Consider the following 22,078-nt stretch of genomic DNA (forward strand, 5'->3'; position numbering starts at 1 on the left):
TTTTTTCGTGCTGAACATTACAGCGCGGCGATAACCGCCTGCTGCTCAATCAGCTTCGCTTTGGTCTGCGCATAGCCGTCGAGCTTCTCACGCTCTTTGGCAATCACTGCTTCCGGCGCGCGGGCAACAAAGCCTTCGTTACCCAGCTTGCTCTCGATGCGGCCAATCTCCTGCTCAACCTTCGCCACCTCTTTCGCCAGACGCGCCAGCTCGGCCTCTTTGTCGATAAGACCGGCCATCGGGATCAGCAGCTCAGCGCCATCAACGATCTTGGTGACGGAAACCGGCCCTTTCTCGTCGGCAGAGAGCAGTGTGATGCTCTCCAGACGCGCCAGAGTCTTCAGGAAGCTCAGGTTGTCGTTTACGCGACGCTGCGCTTCAGGGCTGGCGCTGCGCAGCAGCAGCTCAAGCGGTTTACCCGGCGCGATGTTCATCTCGGCGCGGATATTACGCACCGCAACGATCGCCTGCTTCAGCCACTCGGTATCGGCCACGGCCTGCTCATCCACCTGGGCGGCGTCAAAGCTCGGGAACGGTTGCAGCATGATGGTATCGGCATCAATACCTTTCAGCACTTTCACGCGCTGCCAGATGGTTTCAGTGATAAACGGAATGATCGGGTGCGCCAGGCGCAGCAGACCTTCCAGCACCGTTACCAGCGTGTTGCGCGTGCCGCGCAGCTCGGCTTCGGAACCGCCGTTCATCACCGGCTTGGTCAGCTCCAGATACCAGTCGCAGAACTGGTTCCAGGTGAACTCATAGAGAATGCCGGCTGCAATATCGAAGCGGTAGCTGTCCAGCGCATCGCGGTAGGCTTTGATGGTCTGGTTGAACTCGGCGAGGATCCAGCGATCCGCCAGCGACAGCACCATTTCGCCGCCGTTGAAGCCGCAATCCTGCTCTTCGGTGTTCATCAGCACAAAGCGGCTGGCGTTCCACAGCTTGTTACAGAAGTTACGGTAACCTTCGAGGCGCTTCATATCCCAGTTGATATCACGGCCGGTAGAGGCCAGTGCTGCGAGGGTGAAACGCAGGGCGTCGGTGCCATGCGGCTCGATGCCGTCCGGGAACTGCTTCTCGGTGCGCTTGCGGATTTTTTCCGCCAGCTGCGGCTGCATCATGTTACCGGTGCGTTTTTCCAGCAGATCCGGCAGCGAAATACCGTCAACCATATCCAGCGGATCGATAACGTTGCCTTTCGATTTCGACATCTTCTGCCCTTCGTCATCGCGGATAAGACCCGTCATATAGACGGTCTTGAACGGCACCTGCGGTTTGCCGTTCTCATCTTTGATGAAGTGCATGGTCATCATGATCATGCGCGCGATCCAGAAGAAGATGATGTCGAAGCCGCTCACCATCACGCTGGTCGGGTGGAACTGACGCAGCGCGTCGGTGTTTTCCGGCCAGCCGAGGGTAGAGAAGGTCCACAGCGCGGAAGAGAACCACGTGTCGAGCACGTCGTCGTCCTGGCGCAGCGCGACATCCGCAGAGAGGCTGTTCTCCTGGCGCACTTCCTCTTCGCTGCGGCCAACGTAGACGTTGCCGTCGTTGTCGTACCACGCCGGAATGCGGTGGCCCCACCACAGCTGGCGGGAGATACACCAGTCCTGAATGTCGCGCATCCAGGAGAAGTACATGTTTTCATACTGCTTCGGCACGAACTGGATATCGCCGTTCTCGACCGCTTCAACGGCCGGTTTCGCCAGCACATCGGCGCGCACGTACCACTGATCGGTGAGCATCGGTTCGATTACCACGCCGCCGCGATCGCCATACGGAACGGTCAGGTCGTGCGGTTTGATCTCTTCCAGCAGGCCAAGGGCGTCAACGGCAGCAACGATCGCTTTACGCGCGGCAAAGCGCTCCAGCTTCTGGAACTCAGCCGGGATATCGCTGGCGTAGACGTCGGATTCATTGCCTTTGGTGTCATACACTTCTGCGCTTTCACGAATATCACCGTCGAAGGTCAGAATGTTGATCATTGGCAGGGCGTGACGACGGCCCACTTCGTAGTCGTTAAAGTCGTGCGCTGGGGTGATCTTCACGCAGCCGGTGCCTTTTTCCATATCGGCGTGTTCGTCGCCAACAATCGGAATGCGGCGGTTAACCAGCGGCAGCAGCACGAATTTGCCAATCAGATCTTTGTAGCGCGGATCTTCCGGGTTTACCGCTACGCCGGTATCGCCGAGCAGGGTTTCCGGACGGGTAGTAGCAACCACCAGGTAATCTTTACCGTCGGCGGTTTTTGCGCCGTCAGCCAGCGGGTAGCGGATGTGCCACATCGAGCCTTTAGACTCGCGGTTTTCCACTTCCAGATCGGAGATGGCGGTGCGCAGTTTCGGGTCCCAGTTCACCAGGCGTTTGCCACGGTAAATCAGATCCTCTTTGTAGAGACGGACGAACACCTCTTTCACGGCATTGGAGAGGCCTTCATCCATGGTGAAGCGCTCGCGCTCCCAGTCCACGGAGTTGCCGAGACGGCGCATCTGGCGGGTAATGGTACCGCCGGATTCCGCTTTCCACTGCCAGATTTTGTCGATAAAGGCGTCGCGGCCGTAATCGTGGCGGGTTTTACCCTCTTCAGCGGCAATCTTACGCTCCACCACCATCTGGGTGGCGATACCCGCGTGGTCAGTACCGGCCTGCCAGAGGGTGTTTTTCCCCTGCATGCGCTGGTAGCGGATCATGGTGTCCATGATGGTCTGCTGGAAGGCGTGGCCCATATGCAAACTGCCGGTGACGTTCGGCGGCGGGATCATGATGCAGAAGCTTTCCTGGCTTTCATCACCGTTCGGTTTGAAATAGCCCTGCTTTTCCCACTGCTCGTACAGCGGCTGTTCGATATCTTTGGGGTTGTATGTCTTTTCCATTATTTCCAGGTTGCCGTGTTCAGGTTAAAACCGGCCACGCGGTAGGCTTTATAGCGTTCGCGAGCCAGTTGTTTCAGAGAGTCTTCGTGAGGGACGAAGTCTATCACTTCTGTGAAAGCGGTGGCAAAATCTGCAAATTCCGCGCGCAGGCTGATCAAGATGTCGCGCGGGCTGCTGTTACGTTTCGCCGGCCAGGCAATCTCGACCGGCGCACCGCCGCGCGGGCCTTCACCGGCCAGGTTGTGCGGCACAAAACTCTCCGCCGGTCGCGCCCACAGCGCTTCATCAAGACGAATGGCCTGCTGCTCATCGACGCAGGCGATCAGCACGCGTTTGCCATGACGCCAACGTTCTGCGGCAATCTCACACACCAGCTGCTCGACGGCGCTTAAGCCATCCGCAGTGTTGTCATTGTCGAGAAGATAGAACGTCGCATTTTTCATATATGGGGCTTTTGGTTGAGGTTTTAAATGCAAAGCCCGGTGGCGCTACGCTTACCGGGCCTACGCTGTTTTGTAGGCCGGATAAGGCGCAGCCGCCATCCGGCGCACAAAGTCACATGTTACTCTTCGCCGTTAAATCCGGCGCGATTGAGCAGGAACTGCGACAGCATGGCGACCGGACGCCCGGTGGCGCCTTTCGCTTTACCGGAACGCCACGCGGTACCGGCGATATCCAGGTGCGCCCAATTGTACTTGCGGGTAAAGCGCGCGAGGAAGCAGCCTGCGGTGATGGCACCACCAGGACGGCCGCCGATATTCGCCATATCCGCAAAATTGGACTCTAACTGCTCCTGATACTCATCGCTCATCGGCAGACGCCATGCGCGATCGCCCGCCTGCTCAGACGCGCCAATCAGCTCATGGGCCAGCGGATTGTGGTTCGACAGCAGACCGGTAATGTGGTGGCCCAGCGCAATCACGCAGGCACCGGTTAGCGTTGCCACGTCGATCACTGCTTCCGGCTCGAAACGCTCAACGTAGGTCAGCACATCGCACAGCACCAGGCGGCCTTCGGCGTCGGTGTTCAACACTTCGACCGTCTGACCGGACATGGTGGTGAGCACGTCGCCCGGACGGTACGCGCGTCCGCCAGGCATGTTTTCACAGCCCGCCAGCACGCCGGTGACGTTGATCGGCAGTTGCAGTTCAGCAACCATGCGCATCACGCCATACACTGCCGCCGCGCCGCACATGTCGTACTTCATCTCATCCATGCCTTCGCCAGGCTTGAGCGAGATACCGCCGGAGTCAAAGGTCAGCCCTTTGCCGACCAGCACAATCGGGCGCGCATCTTCAGACGGGTTGCCTTTGTACTCAATCACCGACATCAGGGATTCGTTCTGCGAACCCTGACCGACGGCGAGGTAGGAGCACATGCCCAGCTCGCGCATCTGCTGTTCGCCAATCACGCGGGTGGTGACGTTTTTGCTGTAGGAGTCCGCCAGCTGGCGCGCGTGAGAGGCGAGATAGGCCGGGTTACAGATATTTGGCGGCATATTGCCGAGATCTTTCGCCGCTTTGATACCGGCGGAGATCGCCAGACCATGCTGAATGGCGCGTTCGCCGCTGGTCAGCTCGCGACGGGTCGGCACGTTGAAGACCATTTTACGCAGCGGGCGACGCGGCTCGCTTTTGGTGGTCTTCAGCTGATCGAAGCTATAGAGCGTCTCTTTCGCCGTCTCAACGGCCTGGCGCACTTTCCAGTAGGTGTTACGCCCTTTAACGTGCAGTTCGGTCAGGAAGCAGACCGCTTCCATCGAGCCGGTATCATTCAGCGTATTTATCGTTTTCTGAATGACCTGCTTGTACTGACGCTCATCCAATTCACGCTCTTTTCCGCAACCAATAAGCAAAATACGTTCGGAAAGCACATTTGGCACATGGTGCAGCAGCAGGGTTTGACCCGGCTTGCCTTCCAGTTCGCCGCGACGCAGCAGCGCACTGATATAACCGTCGCTGATTTTATCCAGCTGCTCGGCAATCGGAGAGAGCCGGCGCGGTTCAAAGACGCCAACAACGATGCAGGCGCTCCGCTGTTTCTCCGGGCTACCGCTTTTTACACTGAACTCCATGCACTACGCTCCTGAATCTTAAAGACAACGGCGGCGGCTACGGATAGAATTGCAAGCTTTCGTAACTCAGGTCCGCTGTTGCGGTGACTTCGTGTTAATCTTAACGTTACTGCGGTTTCGGCACGTCAGAATCGGGTCTCACGCACGTATCCGCTGAGTATATTAATCTTAGCGATCATTTCGACGACTCAAGAGAATAAATGACGTTTAAGCCATGAAACAAGCGATTTTCCAGGAAAAAGACTGGTTTTTACGGGCGTAATTAAAGTGATAATCACAAGATATCTGGTGCGGGAGACGCTGAAAAGCCAGCTTGCAATCCTATTCATCCTGCTTCTGATTTTCTTTTGTCAGAAATTGGTCAGGATTTTAGGCGCAGCCGCTGACGGCGAAATCCCCACGAACCTCGTTCTCTCTCTGCTCGGGCTTGGCGTGCCAGAGATGGCGCAGCTTATCCTGCCGCTGAGCCTCTTCCTGGGTCTGTTGATGACGCTGGGTAAACTTTATACAGAAAGTGAAATTACGGTGATGCACGCCTGCGGCCTGAGCCGGGCGGTGCTGGTGAAAGCGGCACTGGTGCTGGCGCTGTTTACCGGTGTCGTGGCGGCGGTCAACGTGATGTGGGCCGGGCCGTGGTCTTCGCGCCATCAGGATCAGGTTTTGGCTGATGCCAAAGCCAACCCCGGCATGGCTGCGCTGGCGCAGGGCCAGTTCCAGCAGGCGACGGATGGCAACTCGGTGCTCTTTATCGAAGGCGTGGACGGTAAGAACTTCACCAATGTCTTCCTTGCCCAGCTGCGTCCAAAAGGCAACGCCCGTCCTTCTGTGGTGCTGGCGGACTCCGGGCAGCTCTCCCAGCATAAAGATGGTTCGCAGGTAGTGACCCTCAACAGCGGTACGCGCTTTGAAGGCACTGCGATGCTGCGCGACTTCCGCATTACCGATTTCCAGAACTACCAGGCCGTTATTGGTCATCAGGCCGTGGCGCTTGATCCGACGGATACCGAGCAGATGAACATGCGTACGCTGTTCAATACTGACAACCCGCGCGCCAGCGCCGAGCTGCACTGGCGTTTAACGCTGATTTTCGCCGTGGTGATGATGGCGCTGATGGTGGTTCCGCTGAGCGTGGTCAACCCGCGTCAGGGCCGCGTGCTCTCGATGCTGCCGGCAATGCTGCTCTATCTCATCTTCTTCCTGTTGCAGACCACCCTGCGCTCCAATGGCGCGAAAGGGAAGCTCGACCCGATGATCTGGATGTGGGCGGTTAACCTGCTCTATCTGGCGCTGGCCGTGGTGCTGAACCTGTGGGATACGGTGCCGATGCGCCGGGTTCGTGCCCGTTTTACCCGTAGAGGAGCGGTATAATGCAGGCTTTTGGCGTTCTCGACCGCTATATCGGTAAAACCATTTTTACCACCATCATGATGACTCTGTTCATGCTGGTGTCGCTCTCGGGCATCATCAAGTTTGTCGACCAGCTGAAAAAGGCCGGGCAGGGGAGCTACGATGCCCTCGGCGCAGGTCTCTATACTCTGCTCAGCATGCCGAAAGATATCCAGATCTTCTTCCCGATGGCGGCGCTGCTTGGCGCACTACTCGGCCTCGGCATGCTGGCACAGCGCAGCGAGCTGGTGGTAATGCAGGCCTCTGGCTTCACCCGTATGCAGGTTGCGCTGGCGGTGATGAAAACCGCGATCCCGCTGGTGCTGCTGACCATGGCGATTGGCGAGTGGGTTGCGCCGCAGGGCGAGCAGATGGCACGTAACCAGCGTGCACAGTCGATGTACGGCGGCTCGCTGCTCTCGACCCAGTCTGGCCTGTGGGCGAAAGATGGCAGTAACTTTGTTTACATTGAACGCGTGAAGAGCGACACCGAGCTGGGTGGCGTCAGTATCTATGCGTTCAATAAAGAGCGCCGTTTGCAGTCGGTGCGCTATGCCGCGTCGGCGAAGTTCGACGCCGAGCACAAAATCTGGAATCTGTCGCAGGTCGACGAGTCTAACCTGACCGATCCGAAACAGGTGACCGGCTCGCAGACCGTTACCGGGACCTGGAAAACCAACCTGACGCCGGACAAGCTCGGCGTGGTGGCGCTCGATCCCGATGCGCTCTCCATCAGCGGCCTGCACAACTACGTGAAGTACCTGAAATCGAGTGGCCAGGACGCCGGGCGTTACCAGCTCAATATGTGGAGCAAGATCTTCCAGCCGCTCTCCGTGGCGGTGATGATGCTGATGGCGCTGTCGTTTATCTTCGGCCCGCTGCGTAGCGTGGCAATGGGCGTGCGCGTCATCACCGGCATCAGCTTCGGCTTTGTCTTCTACGTGCTGGATCAGATTTTCGGCCCGCTGACGCTGGTCTACGGCATTCCGCCAGTGGTCGGGGCGCTGCTGCCAAGCGCATCCTTCTTCCTGCTGAGCCTGTGGCTAATGTCACGCAAGAGCCAGTAAATCCCAAGAGAGAGGCTGCGGCCTCTCTTCTTTTTTGCAAGGAGCACACGATGTTGTCCCTCGCCAGGCGCTTTGCCCTCCGTTTCTCTACCGCACTGCTGTTCGGCATCCTCAACGCCCTTTTCACCATGGCCGTATTGAGCGGGCAGTGGCTGACCTCTTCTGTGGGCGACAGCGCGCTGCTGGCCTTTGAAGCCGCCGTGGTCGTGCTGGCGCTGCTGCTGGTACAGTGGCTTATCCGCCGTGCCGCTGCGCTGGCGCAAGCCGTTGGTACGGTGCGCCGCGGCTCGCCCGAAGAGGCGCAGGCGGATCGCGTGCTGGCACGCTTTAACGCGGCGGAGACCCTGCTCGATCAGCTCTGGATGAGCGCGCTGCTGCCAGTGATTGCCGGGTTTTTCCTCCTCGATACGCACCTTGCGATGTACCTGCATGGCGGCCTGCTGCTGCTGGCGATTGCTATGACCTTCTGGCAGGGCAACCGCCTCGACAAACTTCGTAATACCCACGGTTACCACGCCGGTTTTGGCCGCACCACGCCCTGATACCTTTCAGTAAAATCTGGTCTTTGCCCCGCTGCGCCCGGTGCGGGCTATGCTTGAGGGATGTTTCACTACACTCCCGGAAGATTATGTCCAGATTCTTTTTCAACGACCGCAAACAGCTGGTCAACGACGCCATCGAAGGGCTGGTGATCTCCGCCCCGCATGGCAACCTTGTACGCCTTGAGAGCGATCCGGCGATCCGCATCGTCGCCCGCGCCGACTGGGATAAAAGCCGCGTAGCGGTTATCTCCGGCGGCGGCTCCGGCCATGAGCCGGCCCACGCCGGGTTTGTCGGTAAAGGCATGCTCACCGCCGCCGTCTGCGGCGATCTCTTTGCTTCACCGAGCGTAGACGCGGTGCTGAACGCCATTGTGGCGGTGACCGGCGATCGCGGCTGCCTGCTGATTGTCAAAAACTACACCGGCGACCGGCTCAACTTCGGCCTCGCCGCCGAGAAGGCCAAGCGCTACGGCCTGAAAGTGGAGATGGTGATTGTCGCCGATGACATCGCGCTGCCCGATAACAAACAGCCGCGCGGCATCGCCGGCACGGCGCTGGTGCATAAAATTGCCGGTTACGCCGCAGAGCAGGGCAAATCCCTGAGCGAAGTGCGCGACCTCGCCCAGCAGGCCTGCGACAACGTCTACAGTCTCGGGCTGGCGATGGAGAGCTGCAATCTGCCGGGCAGTGACAGCGAAGAGGGGCGCATTCAGCAGGGCCACGTTGAGCTTGGCCTCGGCATTCACGGCGAGCCGGGTGCGAGTACCCTTGAGACCCACAACAGTAAATCACTGATCGATACGCTGGTCGAACCGCTGCGCGCGGCGGTGGGCAACGATCGCGTGGCGGTGCTGATCAACAACCTCGGCGGCGTTTCGGCGCTGGAGATGGCGCTGCTGACCAAAGAGCTGGCCCATTCGGCGCTGAAAGATCAACTGGCCTACCTGATTGGCCCCGCGCCGCTGGTCAGTTCGCTCGATATGAAAGGCTTCTCCCTTTCGCTGCTGCGTTTAACGGATGAGTTTGAGCAGGCGCTCTGCGCCGAAGTGCAGACCGTCGGCTGGCAGAAACCGGTCGCCTTCGCGCCGATGAAAACCCAGCCACACAAAGCCGTTTACACCGGGCTGGAGATTGAGCCTTCCGATAACCCGCAGGTAAAAGCGCTGGTCGGCACCGCGGCGCAGACGCTGATCGACCTGGAGAACCGCCTCAACGCGCTGGATGCGAAAGTGGGCGATGGCGATACCGGCTCGACCTTTGCCGAAGGCGCACGCGAAATTAAGCGCCTGCTGGAGCAGAACGCGCTGCCGCTGAACAACACCGCGCAGTTGCTGCAACTGATTGGCGAGCGGCTGGCCACGGTGATGGGCGGCTCCAGCGGCGTGCTGATGTCGATCTTCTTTACCGCCGCAGGCCAGGCGGTGCACAACGCCACGCCGTTGCCCGACGCGCTGCTGCTGGGGTTAAAGCAGATGAAACACTATGGCGGGGCGGATCTCGGCGACCGCACGCTGATCGATGCGCTACAACCGGCGCTGGAAGCCTTGCGCGATCGCGGATTAGGCGCTGCCATCGATGCCGCGCAGAAAGGGGCAGAGAGCACCGCCACCATGCAGAAAGCGGGCGCGGGGCGTTCATCTTACGTCAACAGTGAGAACCTCGAGGGCGTGACCGATCCCGGCGCAGTAGCGATTGCCGAAGTGTTTGCCGCGATAGGGAAATAGGAAGAGGTGCCCGGTGGTTAACCGGGCACAGTTGCCGTAGAGCATATGTCGCTGAAACCGCGTAGGCCGGATAAGGCGAAGCCGCCATCCGGCATTTAACTCGCACGCTCAACAACGCGCCGTCCGGCCTTAAACCTGCCCGGCGGCATTAACGCTCACCGGGCTGAACGGCTTAAAAATCCGCTTTCAACACTACGCGGTAACGCGCTTTACCGTCGCGCACATGCTGCAACGCTTCGTTGATCTGCGACATCGGGAACATCTCGATGGTTGGCGCAACCTTCGCACGACCGGCAAACTTCATCAGCTTACGCAACTCGTACGGCGTACCGGTTGCGGAACCGGAGACGCTGCGATCGCCGCCAATCAGCGTAAAGGCCGGCACTTCCAGCGGCTTCATCACGGCACCAACGGTGTGGAAATGGCCGCCGTGCGCCAGCGCTTCGAAGAAGGGCAGCCAGTCAAGATCGACGTTAACGGTGTTGATGATCAGATCATACTGACCGGCGCGCGCTTTCAGCGCTTCCGGATCGCGGCTGTTCACTACATAATCTGCGCCCATCAGACGCACTTCCGCCTCTTTTGCCGGGTTCGAGCTGAAGGCCGTCACTTCGCAGCCCATCGCGCGCAGCAGTTTGATGGCGATATGGCCCAGACCGCCAATACCGATCACACCAACGCGGCTGGTCGCGGTGATATTGTGCATCAGCAGCGGTTTAAAGACGGTAATGCCGCCGCATAGCAGCGGACCGGCGGTTTCAATATCAATGCTGTCCGGCAGGGGAATCACCCACTGCCAGCCGGCGCGGATTTTATCGGCGAAGCCGCCGCGGTTCAGAATGGTCGGCACTGCGCCTTCCAGGCAGTTGATCTGGTTGCCGTCGATACAGGCGTCGCAGTGGCCGCAGCTGTGCGCTGTCCAGCCGATACCAACGCGCTGGCCCACTTTCAGCCCTTTGTTCTGCGCGGCGTCACCCAGTGCCACCACGTGGCCAATCACTTCATGCCCGGCAACCAGCGGATACTGGGAGAAGCCCCATTCGTTGTCGATCATCGACAGGTCAGAGTGGCAGATCCCGCAATAATCCACGGCGACTTCAACATCTTCAGCCGCCAGCGGGCCTGCATCGTATTCCTGAAGCTCAAGCTCGGCGCCAGCCTGTGGCGCGGCGTAGTTTTTGATGATGCTCATCACGGATTCCTTTATGTTGAGGGAGACGCTTGAAGTGTAGGGCATCTGCCGCCGCTCTGGCAGCCTGCGGCTGTGCATACCGCCCGTTTCGTTAAGCGATTGCTCTGAAAGCCGCGTTTTTTAGGATTTTCCATCCGTCTATTAAGCCGTGGCGACTTTGCAACACGATGTGTCCGAACCATCCTCAAATAAGGGCGCAACGCGCAGTCAACGCTCAGCGCCATTCTCTCTCTACAGGAGCAACGATGATGGCGAATCAACCGCAACACACCGGCGATGCTGGCGTCGCATTAATCAAATCCTTTGAAGGACTACGGCTCGAGAAGTATCGCGATGCCGTTGGCAAGTGGACCATCGGCTACGGGCACCTGATCCTGCCGAACGAGAACTTTCCCCGCCCGATTACCGAAGCGGAGGCGGATGCGCTGCTGCGCAAGGATTTGCAGACGAGCGAGCGCGGCGTGCACCGGCTGGTGACGGTCGATCTCGACCAGGATCAGTTCGACGCGCTGGTGTCGTTTACCTTCAACCTTGGCGCCGGGAACTTGCAGAGCTCGACGCTGCTCAAGCTGTTAAATCAGGGCGAATATACCCAAGCCGCCGACCAGTTTCTGCGCTGGAACAAAGCGGGCGGCAGAGTGCTGCCCGGCCTGACCCGGCGGCGCGAAGCGGAGCGGGCGCTGTTTTTGCGGGTGGGTTAGCCTGAGGAGGCCAATTATTTGTGATGTTCGCGTGCAAAAGATATGCCGCCGGGTTAAAGAGGCAGGCGCAGCAGTTTGCCATTACGCTGTTTTTTTCATCACTTAGCAGAGGGCTGCAGGATAGTGACTTGCATAGCCCTCGATGGCAGGTATAATCCAACACGTTTCCGCATCCCCTTCCGTGCCGGAGTGGCGAAATCGGTAGACGCAGTTGATTCAAAATCAACCGTAGAAATACGTGCCGGTTCGAGTCCGGCCTTCGGCACCAAAAGATGCAAAAAAGCCGCTTTGAAGCGGTTTTTTTGTTTCTGAAATCTGCATTTTCTTGCTGTTTCTTCAAACTTCTTGCTCTTCATACCGCCGATTTTATTACTTGTAAGCATGATTTCGCTTTAGTTCAGATACGGCGCTGCAACGTAAATAAAATCGAATCGATATTGGGTTCTAAGACATATCTAACGTGTGATAGTCATCTGGCGAAATAGTATATATCCAAGAAGGATGCGTTCCCCCCTTAAAATAGTAGGCACTGATAAGCCAAAGCTGACTGTAAGATATAAATATGCGTGATATGTCACTTCAAATATACATTGCTGGGTGGAGTTAAAGCTCACATTTATATAAAATGGTTATCATTTTTTGCCAGGGACAATGTTGTTATGGGCGCAATAACTTTACGTAACGCCTTGAATGTACTCGCAAAATCATCTTCCTTTTCCGTTACCACTGTCACCGAGCGTAAGAAAGATGAGTTCGATAAACTGAAGGAACAACTCTTTGTTCAACAGGAAATTGAATCCGATTTGCAACGATATCTTGATCGAGCAGATGATGGAGAAATCATTTTTTTATGTGGTAGTAGTGGTGATGGAAAGTCAGAGATATTGACGCGCCTCAAGGCAATTCCTCATTATCGAGAGCGCTTTCATTTTCATCTGGATGCTACTCACAGCTTCTCCCCTCGCCAGTCGGCCATTGATGCTCTAAATGATCTGTTTAGCAGCCATGCTCATGATGCGCCTCCTCTCTTGATCGGTATTAATACCGGCATGCTGGCTAATTTTTCAAGAGAGGGTGATGACGCCCATGATAAAGTCAAGTCTGCCATAGATGCTTTTTTATCGTCTCCTCAGGGCGTAACACGACCTTACCGGAACGAAAACTGCACATTCTTTGATTTTGAACGTTATCCAAAATTTCAATTTTCAGAAGAGAAAAAGTATTCAGCATTCATAAAATCATTGCTTGAAAACTTAACGCGTGATGATGATAAAAATTTATTCCAGTTTATTTTTCGCAGCGATGAAGCAAGGAGTCCTGACCTTAAAGAAGTAGCGAATTATAAATTGTTATGCATGCCAGGCGTTCAGGATGTGTTAATAACACAATTATTTAAGGCCAGGCTAATCAAGGATCAATTCGTTAATACCAGAACTTTACTAGACTTTGTTCATCATTTATTGACAGGCCCGGGGTATTTATTCGACAACTTATTTAAGGGTGTTGAAAATGAACTCATAAACAAACTCTCTGAGTTTGATCCTGTCAGGATACATAATTATGAACTTGATCAATTTGTCTTGCGTTATGAGCTTGGATTAATCGATTCTGAACTGGATGAATTTTTGATTTCACTTATTCCTTTACACATTAGATTTAGCCGTGATGACATTAAACGGGGTGATGCAGCATCGTTGATTCGGTTGTTTTGGTTGTTAAAAGATGAGGATATAGGGAATAATTATCATAAAAAATTTGCTGTATTTTTTGGAGAGCCATTATTAGAGCATTATTCCGAGGTCTGGCATCTGCACAAAAATTACACTGGCGACTCAGAGCAAAAGAAAAAGCTCAATCGTTTTTATTCCTTCGAACTTATAGCTGGAATACAACGATATGCCAATCGCAAAGCCCCTGAGTTGACTATGCAAAAGGAAGAGTTTTTCTTAGGCGAATACGGTGGGATAAAAGTTACTGTCCCAGTTGAATTGATGCCTGATTGGGATGCTATCCTGAATAAAAATACAGTTAATTCAACTTGCTTTGACGTTTATATAAAAGTTGCTGAGCATAAAATTAAACCAGTTCGCATAGGTCTGAATCTTTTTGAATTAATACGAAAACTAAATAATGGTTATCGTCCTAATAAATATGATAAAAATGCGATTGTATTATTAGATGAGATAATTGAGCTAATCGCTGAGCATGCTAAAACGAGTCGCGAAATAAAATTTTATGACGGTAGGTACAAAGTTTATAGAGTAAAAGGGTATGAAGATATGATTACTGTTAGCGGCTTAGAGGGATAATTTTATGTTCCCTATAGCAAAGCCCTTAAAAGTTGGTAATAATCAGCTCGATAGTTACCTGCCAGTAAGGAATAAGAATAATGATATTAATTGGCAGTTGGTTACAGGCTTAGTGCTTAGTTATGCTATGAAGCGCAAAATCGATTCGTATGATTCTGACCAGTTTCGTGAAGATTGCAAGAATGAATTACAGGGATTACTTGATAATCCAGCATTTTGGTCGGTGTTGGAAAGAATGTATTTTGCGAACCATGACATCTTTAAAGTTTCCCCGCTTTTTCTTTTATTCCATGCGCAGTTTTCAGGTGATAAAATAAATCTGGGTTCCGCAGCTGACAAACGCCTCGGCACACTATTTGCTAATCTCTTGGGGGAGTATAGCCTTACCTACCCGATTAAAGATAAATTAAATTTTATCGAAGAGAATATGCTGAATGTTCTTAATAAAAAGATTATGTTACTCGGAAAGGGACCATTTTCTGAAGAACAACCCTATCTTCCTTATCTGGTAGAAAAATTTCAAGCAGATTTGGCATTTCTTGCAAGTCGGCCACAGTATCTTCTTCAAGAGTTAACTAATACTCTCAAATTATATGCCTTCAGTTGGTGTGCTCAGTTAGCATTGAACCTTGATAATTGGCGTAATGGGCAGCCAGAAAGTAAATCTTTATTTTTCATCTTAGATAGCGAAAAAGCTAGCTCTGAGCGAGATCAAATAAAGCGTTTTGGTTACAAGTGGCTTGCTGAGCAAAATGAAAAAGTGTTCCCGATTCTATCTGCTTTAGAAGTGTTGCAGTGGGGGAAGGGATTTAAAAAACGGCCTTTATGGCAAGTGTATCAGGATGTATGCGCTTATCCAGACCCCACAAATGAAGTTCTTAATGATATAAATAATTATATTCAAAAGTTTATTAGTAAGGAAGAACGCGACCTCCCGGCACGAGAACCCTCTTCAAATCTGGAAGATGCTTTTAAGGAATTGTTATCTGTTGCAATCGAACAATTCAAAGGTAAAAAATCAGAGCGTGCATCTGTAAATAGAAAATATATGAATGAGATTGAAGCGCAGATATGCTCTGATTTTATTCAGGTACGAGGTCGTGCAGGTAAAGTGTTGGTGCTAAATCAAGACCGCTTACTATTACTTACTAACCTTACTATAGGTAACAATCCAAAACTTCGTCTACATGAATTGATAGCTGGATTTGAACAGCGTGGTTTTTACCTTGATAACCAGTCAGCGCAGACATTAGTAGCATTTTATGAGCGCATGGGCAATGTTGAAAGAATGAGTGATAGTGGAGATGCTGTATATGTCCGTAAAACTATATGAAGTTTATTTGGCTGAAACTTTCATTGAATGGGTATGCGGAATTATCCAGCCTGGGGAACGTTATCAATTTAAATCCCCAGATCCGGTTAACGCCTTAAAGTTATGGCAGGCGTTTGACTCTATTTCCGGAGGCAATCAGCTCGACATTGCACCAGAGCAAAATTTGCCTTTCATCGACTGTAACGGTGTTAAGCTTATACCTGTACTACATGGTGCAAACGAACCCGCGTTCACGGAGAATTACATCTCTCTTTTGCGTGATGAGGTCGCAGGCCGTAGTGGTAATTTTGCAGATACAGCACTGTTGATAATTCATAACAGCATGCTTGATACTTTAATTAATAGTACTAAAGATGTATCAGCCCCGGGCGCTATTTGGTATCCAAAAACATTTAGCCAGAAATTAGAAACACTTATCACTCCGGGTAGTAATAGCTCGGAGCTATCCCGTTGTCTACTCAAGGATCAGTTGGCAACGGTTCTGGATGAAGGTGCAACAGTATTTGGTTTTTCTTCTCTGTACCGCTTACTGGAAGATGGTAATCTCGATTTTTCAGAATTAAATCTCTTTAAAGATGAGGAGCTACTTAATTTTAGTGATAAGCAGCTGCAAACACGGCTAAACGAGAACCGGAAATTATACCGTCAGATCGAGGATAGCGTTGAACGCTATAGCGGGCAGTTAGAAAATGCTCTTCCTGAGTTTAGTGCGAAGTTTATTCAGGACCATTTCACCGATAAAGATGACTGGCGTTCTCTTGATTTTTCTGAATATCAAAAGGAAAAAGAGAAAAACAGCGAACAGAAATTATTACTGGATACCGTTAGCGTCGTTAATGGTGAAGTTTGGCAGCGTGTAAAGAGCACCAGTAAAGCGGGGATACGTGATATCAGTGTCATGGTGCAATCTAATCCCGGTGATAAGCAGATCGAACTGAATTTTGTCTTCCAGGGCAACGATCTTCAGGATAGTAACATTAAAATCGCTCATAATACTAAGTTAAAGAAAGAGCTGTCCTGGAAGATAAGTAGAGCGGGTGGGAAAAACTCCCGTATTAGTATGTTGATACCTTTCTACGGTCAGCCTTGCTATTTTAGCCTTGAGATCACAAATCGTAATAATTCGGCTGAGGAATATAAGTTCCGTGTGTTGCTTATTGAGAAAGGTCAGTTCTGGTTAGAGGATATTAAAAATTGCTACCGAATTGAACCTGGTAAAGGGCAACTCACGCTGCAATTAGAAGATAATAATCTACGTATTGCAGAGTCTGGCGGCCAGACAAAGATGCTTGATGAAGGCAGTGAAGATATCGACTGTAAAGAGTTTTCTTGCGTTAATTTTGAAACGCTGGCCAATCGCAGTGATTTAATTCAATTCGCCCTTGTTTCGGGTGAGTCTCGTTTATCTTTTAATATCGAAGGGCCTGGAGCGGAAGAGGGTTTAACCCTGCCACTTCTTTTTGATCAGAATCGTTTCACTAAGCTCTTCAAAGAAGAAGGTAACGCTACCTGGAATCGCCTTAAAGGGCGTGTCATTCTGGATAATATTGAGCACAAGGTTGTTGGGGTCCGACAGCAGTTGCTTATGCTGGAGGCATCGCTGGTTGACAAGCGTTTACTCGGTACAAGAGGTGATGATTCTGAATTAGCTTTAGATGAACTGCTTGTATGCTATCCAGAGCTTCATAGCGCTTATAACCAACTGTTTGAATATTATCTTCAGCGTAATACATTGCCCAGCCTCGTCGCATGGTCAAAAGATTACCGTGCTTTAGTTGATCATTTACTTATCACATTTGAAGAAGTGCTTCAGCGGATTGGATTGAGCAAGACGTTAACTTCAGATGAAAAGTGTCTTTTACAAATAGGGGTGTATCGTAGCGGAAGTATTGAACGGCTGTCCTCAATGCATCCATTGGTACTTGCCTACCACTTACAATTAGTGGAATCCATCATCTCTGAGTCTGAAAAATATGATTCGTCTTCATTTGCCGCATTACCCCCAATTACTCGCGATCGCTTAGTTGTTTCCGGATTGATGCCCTTTGTTTATCACAATGAGCATGAGTATGCGCAGTTACAGCCGGTTGAGGAAAACCGTTTCTGGATCGATGTTGTTCCGCAGAAAAATGTGAGCCATGAATACGTTAAGCGGCTTGTGAAAGATAAGCTTTACGAGTTTACAGATGCTTATGCTCGTTTGTTCCAAAGTGCAGAAAGTAATTCACTGATCATCAATGCTATTAATCAAGGTCATGCAAAAGAGCTGTTCCTTGGGCTGGTTGAATATTTCAAGCAGGAAAAAGAGCGGGCTGTTTACATTCACGTCAACTGCTATGATGAACATCTGTTACCAAATATGTTTGATCGTTTTGCTGAAAGCGGAAGCTATGAACAGCTCAAAATTGATCTTGATCTGAACAGCGGAGCATGGCGTGCAGAAGCAGACATGCTGATTGACTTACTGCGCAGCCGTCTAACCTTTAGTAAGTTTAACTTACCAGCTGGCAGTAAAGAGCTTGCTTACGCGCACCTGGCGTTCTTTACTAACACCGCTCCTGTCGATTGCCGCCAAATCCGTATCGAGGATGCCTCAAGTGGTGTGCTGTGCCATGGCTTGATTGCTGGAGAAGGTACTGAAACACAAGAAGATGCTTTCTTTACTGCTTTTGGTTTGCGTGGTGTTGATACTGAACCATACGTTGCTCTGCGTATTGCAAAATTAGTAGGTAGTTTATGGCAACCAGCAAGACAGAGTAACAGCCAGTATCACGGTCAGGGAATTGGCCTCGCGGTGAGCGGTAATTTCAAAGAGTTACTTACACGTTCATATAACAGTGCACTTTGGACTACGATCATCGATCCGAAAGTGACACTCGATTTCTTTACCAATCAAAAAGACGTTGTTCTTATTCATTACTCCGACCAGTACACCAGCTGTGCAGGCTACGATGCTGTCACGGTCACGAAACAAGTTGATTTGTTCCTGCGTTTACTTCAAACCGAAAAACAGACAGGGCAAACCGCTGTAGATAGTCAGCATCTTCTCTCAGAATTTAATGCCTTTAATGGTGAGTGGCTGTTGAAAATGTTGCGTTCCAACGAGAAGGAGCGCAAAGAGAAGCATGGCATTATCGGTGCCTATAAGTTCGTGCAATCCATGTTGCGTCAATCTGATATCTGCTGGATCCCTCTTTCTGTCGCTGAAATGATCCGTGTTTCCGGCAACGTTGGCTTGAAAATGAAAGAGAGCGATTTGTCCAGGAACCTTCAAGGATATCGTCAAGGGGCCATCTCTGATGATGTACTTTTCGTCGGGTTCAAAGATGAGTCCCTCTATTTATTACCATTAGAAGTTAAAACGGGTGCCAGACCTGACTACAGCTATGCAGGTAAGCAAGCCCGCGAGCTAAAACGTTATTTACAGCAAGACATTCTTGAGCCAAAAACGCTGGCATCACAATTCTATCGTGCACTTTTCATCCGCCAGGTTTTAATGCAAGTCGAAAAACTGCGGCTCTATGGTGTGCTCGATAATACTTTACTCTCTCCTTTATTAAAGCGCCGTGAATGGTGGCTATCGGGAGATTATGAGATAGCTGAACTCAACGATTATCCTGACGGTATTGTCGTGGCACACGTTGATAGCGCAACGTGCTTCGATCTTACTTATAAAATGACAGTGGATAATATTTTACAAATTGAGATCCCGTATTCCTTGTTGTCTTCGCTTATTGCTTCTGACAAAGAAGGCGAGCCCCTCGCCGATCGTTATAAAGTGCCAGAAAAATATCTTCTCAAACCTCAGAACGCGGAAGTCACCGACACTCCAATAGAAATCGAGCTGCAGGCGTCTGTTCTTGACCCTGACATCCAGCCCCTTGAGTTATCAATAGCAGAAAAGAGCGGTGCAACTTCTGATACTTCATTAACAGTGCTCTTTGGGCATGATGCTGTAAAAAATGATGCTCTGTATTGGGAGCCGACCAATACAGCAAAATTTATGAACACCAACACTGGCATCATCGGCACTATGGGGACCGGCAAAACCCAATTTACAAAAGCTCTTGTTACGCAGTTGATCCGCAAACAATCGCGCAATGTTGATAGCAAACCTATTGGCCTGCTTATCTTTGACTATAAATCTGACTATGTAGATGATGATTTTCTGAACGCTACTGGTGCTAAAAAATACAAGTTATTCAAACTGCCCTATAACCCATTATCTCTTTTTGGTGATACGCCAATGCTGCCGATCCACACTGCCGGTGGATTGTCTGAAACGATGGCGAAAGCGTATGGTTTAGGACATAAGCAACAGCTTAAGTTAGAAAACCTGATTCTGGAATGTTACGACTCGGCAGGCATTTCACCAGAAGATCCAAGCACATGGTCAAAAACGGCTCCGACCATTGAAGATGTATGGCTGCGTTTTCTTGATCAGGAAAAAGTCGAAGAGGATTCGCTTTACGCTGCACTCTCTAAGTTGGCTCGTTACAAGATATTCGAAACTATCCCCGAGAATATGACCAGTTTGTACGATTTAATTGACGGCGTGACCGTTATTGAACTGGCAGGCTACCCGCCAGAAGTACAAAACTTGGTGGTCGCGCTCACATTAGATCTGTTTTATGCGCAGATGCAGAAGCGTGGTAAACCAATGGTACAGGGGGAATATCGACAGCTTACTAAAATGATCTTAGTGGATGAGGCAGATAACTTTATGCGTCAGAATTTTGCTAGCCTGCGCAAAATCCTTAAGGAAGGGCGTGAATACGGAGTAGGTGCAATTTTGTCAACGCAAGAGATTACTCACTTTAAGACTAGTGAAAATAATTATTCCTCTTATATATTAACGTGGGTGATTCATCGTGTTTCTGAAATCAAGAATGCAGATATTAAAGCCGTGTTTAATATTGATGATAAGGGAGAGCAGGAATCGCTGATGGGGCAGATTAGACAGCTTGATAAGCATTATAGCCTTTATATTAATGGCAATAAAAAGGTCTTAAAAATGCGCGATAAAGCCTTTTGGGAATTATACAAATAAGTTAATAAGGTGGCTATAATGAATGTTAAACCGGATTATATGTCTTTTGGTGAGTTGTTCAAAAACAATAATGTCTTTTATACACCAAAATATCAACGTGATTACTCATGGGAGGATGAGCAAATTGAGCAGTTTTGCAATGATATACAAGATGCATTAGATAAAAAAAGAGCAGGAAGAAACTGCGAGCATTTTTTTGGCGGTGTTGTCTGTGCACAAGAGAAAACATTTGCAGCACACACGAAAATAGAAAATCTTTTGGTAGATGGCCAGCAAAGATTATCTACGATAGTTCTGTTTTTTTCGGTCATCAGAGATATCATAACGAATCTGAAATGTGATGAAGATAAGGACTCTGAATATATTGGAATGATATTGAAGGATATTGAAAAATATTTCACCTTTGAGGAAAGGGAAAATCGGCAAATAAAAAAACATGTGCGAATAATAATAGGAAGTGCTGATAATGATTTTTATCAGTCTTTGATTGATGCAAAACCACTCAAGGCAGTCAGGCATTCACATAAGTTGATGCTCGACGCACGGAAAAGTTTTCTTTCTTTTTTAAGAGAAGAACTTTTCAAAAATAAAAAATTATCAGAATGTTTAGAGATAATCGATGATATTGTTAAGCTTTTCGAAGAGTCTTTCTTGGTTATTCATATTGTGACCAATAGCATTGAAGATGCTTATAAGTTATTTACTGTTCTAAATGATAGAGGAATAAATTTAACAGAAGGGGAGCTTCTAAAAGCACATACAATAGGTATATGTCATAATGAACCTGCTTTAGAAAGAAGTATTTCCGATAACTGGGATTACATCCTGCAGCATCCATCTAAGAAAGTTACTGATTATTTAAGATGGATTCTCATAATGCTTACTGGTAATAATTATACAGCATCATCCGTTTTGGGGGTGTATAAGAATAATTTTTTCAATGAGACCCGTAATAAAGAAGAAGTATGTGAAAGCGTTGCTTTTATAAGAGAGTGTGTCGAACGGTTAGAGTTCATATCAAATGGAGAATGGCCGTTTGATAATGAAGAAAATAATAATTGGCATAAAAGTAAACTTGATTTGATTATTAATAGGTTAAAGCATTTGTATGCTATGCCTTTATTACTTGCCGCGAGCTTTTCATCAGAAAAAAACTTTAAGGATATAATAAGTGAGGTTTGTAAGTTTTTCATTAGATGTAAAATGATAACTGACTTACATGCAACTATATTTGCTAAGCTATATTCGACATTGGCTAATAAAATACACTTAGAACGGGATCGATTTGAGCTTCTTACTTTGCTTAACGAATTCAGTAAAGTTATTTCTGATAAAGATCCTGATGATATCAAATTCATGACTGGTATCAGAGGATTAACTTATCAAAAAAAAGGTGATAATAAAGCATTGAAATGCTTTTTATTAACAATACAAGAAAATTGGGAGTGGTTGTCATTACCCTGCCAAGGCAGTAGTTTAAATAGATTAAAAAAAGAAGATCATAATTTAGTATACGATTTCAATAGTATGACGCTTGAACATATTTACCCCTATTCTGCTGCCCCTCAAGATAAAAATATTGATATGGAAAAAATAAAAAATTCTATAGGCAATATCGTCCTTTTAGATCCAGGCAGAAATAACAAAAATGAAAATAAAATGTTTTCAGATAAAAGGAATAATTTTGAGAATACAGGTATTGGAATGCACTCTTTCATACATAGTCGAAACTGTTGGGATGAAGGTTCGATAAGGGATTTGGCAGATAGGTATGTTGAGTTAGCTGTTAAAGTGTTTTCATTTAATTAGTTTGAAAAATTAAAATGC

General features: G+C 49.7%; 14 protein-coding genes and 1 tRNA gene. 11 read left to right on the plus strand and 4 right to left on the minus strand.

Translation table 11 applies throughout. The annotated features are described in order from the left end of the window. Positions 1-17: 17 nt before the first annotated feature. The 3 genes from SOM48_RS08075 to pepA all read right to left on the minus strand — a co-directional run bounded on the left by SOM48_RS08075 (position 18) and on the right by pepA (position 4,947). Positions 18-2,873 carry a valine--tRNA ligase gene (locus tag SOM48_RS08075; RefSeq protein ID WP_139966746.1) on the minus strand — a complete coding sequence of 952 codons (2,856 nt, stop codon included), beginning with the start codon at positions 2,871-2,873 and terminating at the stop codon, positions 18-20. Continuing rightward, a complete protein-coding gene (holC, locus tag SOM48_RS08080; protein WP_124970281.1) occupies positions 2,873-3,316 on the minus strand; it encodes a DNA polymerase III subunit chi in 444 nt (147 codons plus the stop codon). Before holC ends, SOM48_RS08075 begins: the two co-directional genes overlap by 1 nt. A gap of 119 nt (positions 3,317-3,435) precedes the next feature. Continuing rightward, positions 3,436-4,947, minus strand: coding sequence for a leucyl aminopeptidase (pepA, locus tag SOM48_RS08085; protein ID WP_023480432.1), 1,512 nt, complete (start codon positions 4,945-4,947; stop codon positions 3,436-3,438). Positions 4,948-5,100: 153 nt separating this feature from the next. On the opposite strand from pepA, the gene SOM48_RS08090 reads away from it, so the two are divergent. From SOM48_RS08090 to SOM48_RS08110, 5 genes are all read left to right on the plus strand, one after another. After that, entirely contained in the window at positions 5,101-5,151 is a 51-nt protein-coding gene (locus SOM48_RS08090) for a hypothetical protein (RefSeq protein ID WP_216848985.1), read from the plus strand. Positions 5,152-5,214: 63 nt separating this feature from the next. After that, the gene (lptF, locus tag SOM48_RS08095; RefSeq protein ID WP_054804011.1) at positions 5,215-6,315 is read left to right on the plus strand and encodes an LPS export ABC transporter permease LptF; all 1,101 of its coding nucleotides are present in this window, start codon (positions 5,215-5,217) and stop codon (positions 6,313-6,315) included. Next, a complete protein-coding gene (lptG, locus tag SOM48_RS08100) occupies positions 6,315-7,400 on the plus strand; it encodes an LPS export ABC transporter permease LptG (RefSeq protein WP_042714001.1) in 1,086 nt (361 codons plus the stop codon). The genes lptF and lptG overlap by 1 nt, the downstream gene beginning before the upstream one ends. A 50-nt stretch (positions 7,401-7,450) precedes the next feature. After that, on the plus strand, positions 7,451-7,942 hold the full coding sequence (locus SOM48_RS08105) for a hypothetical protein (RefSeq protein ID WP_320511757.1): 492 nt from the start codon (positions 7,451-7,453) through the stop codon (positions 7,940-7,942). 86 nt (positions 7,943-8,028) lie between these two features. Next, positions 8,029-9,666: a dihydroxyacetone kinase subunit DhaK gene (locus tag SOM48_RS08110; protein ID WP_320511758.1), complete on the plus strand. Its 1,638-nt coding sequence runs from the start codon at positions 8,029-8,031 to the stop codon at positions 9,664-9,666. A gap of 172 nt (positions 9,667-9,838) precedes the next feature. Here the strand turns inward: SOM48_RS08110 and ahr are convergent, their stop codons facing one another. Further along, entirely contained in the window at positions 9,839-10,858 is a 1,020-nt protein-coding gene (gene ahr / locus SOM48_RS08115; RefSeq protein WP_023480305.1) for an NADPH-dependent aldehyde reductase Ahr, read from the minus strand. A gap of 248 nt (positions 10,859-11,106) precedes the next feature. Here ahr and SOM48_RS08120 point away from each other — a divergent pair, with 248 nt between their 5' ends. The 6 genes from SOM48_RS08120 to SOM48_RS08145 all read left to right on the plus strand — a co-directional run bounded on the left by SOM48_RS08120 (position 11,107) and on the right by SOM48_RS08145 (position 22,060). Then, a complete protein-coding gene (locus SOM48_RS08120; RefSeq protein WP_094422773.1) occupies positions 11,107-11,559 on the plus strand; it encodes a lysozyme in 453 nt (150 codons plus the stop codon). Positions 11,560-11,742: 183 nt separating this feature from the next. Further along, a tRNA-Leu gene (locus tag SOM48_RS08125) sits at positions 11,743-11,827 on the plus strand. A gap of 391 nt (positions 11,828-12,218) precedes the next feature. Next, positions 12,219-13,868 (plus strand): DNA phosphorothioation-dependent restriction protein DptF, encoded by a 1,650-nt coding sequence (gene dptF, locus SOM48_RS08130; RefSeq protein ID WP_320511759.1) that lies wholly within the window; start codon positions 12,219-12,221, stop codon positions 13,866-13,868. Positions 13,869-13,872: 4 nt separating this feature from the next. Then, complete coding sequence (dptG, locus tag SOM48_RS08135; protein ID WP_270221199.1) at positions 13,873-15,201, plus strand: DNA phosphorothioation-dependent restriction protein DptG; 1,329 nt, start codon at positions 13,873-13,875, stop codon at positions 15,199-15,201. After that, a complete protein-coding gene (gene dptH / locus SOM48_RS08140) occupies positions 15,182-20,251 on the plus strand; it encodes a DNA phosphorothioation-dependent restriction protein DptH (RefSeq protein WP_320511760.1) in 5,070 nt (1,689 codons plus the stop codon). Before dptG ends, dptH begins: the two co-directional genes overlap by 20 nt. A gap of 18 nt (positions 20,252-20,269) precedes the next feature. Continuing rightward, positions 20,270-22,060 (plus strand): DUF262 domain-containing protein, encoded by a 1,791-nt coding sequence (locus SOM48_RS08145; protein WP_320511761.1) that lies wholly within the window; start codon positions 20,270-20,272, stop codon positions 22,058-22,060. Positions 22,061-22,078: the final 18 nt, after the last annotated feature.

It is taken from the genome of Kosakonia sp. CFBP8986 (assembly GCF_034044935.1).
Classification (GTDB): domain Bacteria; phylum Pseudomonadota; class Gammaproteobacteria; order Enterobacterales; family Enterobacteriaceae; genus Kosakonia; species Kosakonia cowanii.

Coding starts and splice junctions, on each gene's coding strand:
- SOM48_RS08075 (WP_139966746.1), bottom strand. CDS start 2,873: ATGGAAAAGACATACAACCCCAAAGATATCGAACAGCCGCTGTACGAG.
- holC (WP_124970281.1), bottom strand. CDS start 3,316: ATGAAAAATGCGACGTTCTATCTTCTCGACAATGACAACACTGCGGAT.
- pepA (WP_023480432.1), bottom strand. CDS start 4,947: ATGGAGTTCAGTGTAAAAAGCGGTAGCCCGGAGAAACAGCGGAGCGCC.
- lptG (WP_042714001.1), top strand. CDS start 6,315: ATGCAGGCTTTTGGCGTTCTCGACCGCTATATCGGTAAAACCATTTTT.
- SOM48_RS08105 (WP_320511757.1), top strand. CDS start 7,451: ATGTTGTCCCTCGCCAGGCGCTTTGCCCTCCGTTTCTCTACCGCACTG.
- SOM48_RS08110 (WP_320511758.1), top strand. CDS start 8,029: ATGTCCAGATTCTTTTTCAACGACCGCAAACAGCTGGTCAACGACGCC.
- ahr (WP_023480305.1), bottom strand. CDS start 10,858: ATGAGCATCATCAAAAACTACGCCGCGCCACAGGCTGGCGCCGAGCTT.
- SOM48_RS08120 (WP_094422773.1), top strand. CDS start 11,107: ATGGCGAATCAACCGCAACACACCGGCGATGCTGGCGTCGCATTAATC.
- dptF (WP_320511759.1), top strand. CDS start 12,219: ATGGGCGCAATAACTTTACGTAACGCCTTGAATGTACTCGCAAAATCA.
- dptG (WP_270221199.1), top strand. CDS start 13,873: ATGTTCCCTATAGCAAAGCCCTTAAAAGTTGGTAATAATCAGCTCGAT.
- dptH (WP_320511760.1), top strand. CDS start 15,182: ATGTCCGTAAAACTATATGAAGTTTATTTGGCTGAAACTTTCATTGAA.
- SOM48_RS08145 (WP_320511761.1), top strand. CDS start 20,270: ATGAATGTTAAACCGGATTATATGTCTTTTGGTGAGTTGTTCAAAAAC.